Source organism: Streptomyces sp. AC627_RSS907 (assembly GCF_019049165.1).
In genome coordinates this window covers 1-609 of sequence record NZ_JAGMUE010001402.1, presented here as the reverse complement: position 1 = coordinate 609, position 609 = coordinate 1, and the positions used below count along the sequence as shown (strand labels likewise).

General features: G+C 70.8%; 1 protein-coding gene. It reads right to left on the bottom strand.

What is annotated here, in order from left to right:
* Positions 1-77: 77 nt before the first annotated feature.
* Positions 78-609, bottom strand: a 532-nt coding sequence (locus tag KUM32_RS42110; protein ID WP_217146876.1) for an ATP-binding cassette domain-containing protein, incomplete at its 5' end; no start/stop codon positions are given.

Sequence of the window (609 nt, the reverse complement as noted above, 5' to 3'; positions counted from 1 at the left end):
GCTGGTGCGCCCGCGTCGGTAGTCCACGACCAGGTCGGCCACGTCGAGCAGCGGGGCGTCGCCGTTGGTGTCCGTGTTCATGCGCGCACCGTCCGTCCGGCCTTGTTCCAGGCCGCGTCCAGTTCGGCGCGGCTCTCGGTGTCGTCCTGCGAGGCTTTGATGAGCTCCGCGGTGTACGGGTCGCCGGGGTGGGCGAAGATCTGCTCGACCGCGCCGGTCTCGATGACCCGGCCGTCCTTCATGACGGCGACCCGGTCGCAGATGTCGGCGACCACGCCGAAGTTGTGGGTGACGATGACGAGCGCCATCCCGTACTCCCGCTGCAGCTCGCGCAGGAGTTCGAGCACCTCGGCCTGGACCGTGACGTCGAGCGCCGTGGTGGGTTCGTCGGCGACCAGCAGGCTGGGGTTGCCGGCGACGGCTCCCGCGATCAGGACGCGCTGGGCCATGCCGCCGGAGATCTGGTGCGGGTGGCAGGCCAGTACGCGGTCGGGGTCGGTGATGCCGACCCGCAGCAGCACCTCGCGGGCCCGCTCCCGGGCCTGTGCCCTGGTCAGCTTGTGTACCGCCCGCAGGGGTTCCATGAGTTGGTGGCCGACGGTGTAGCAG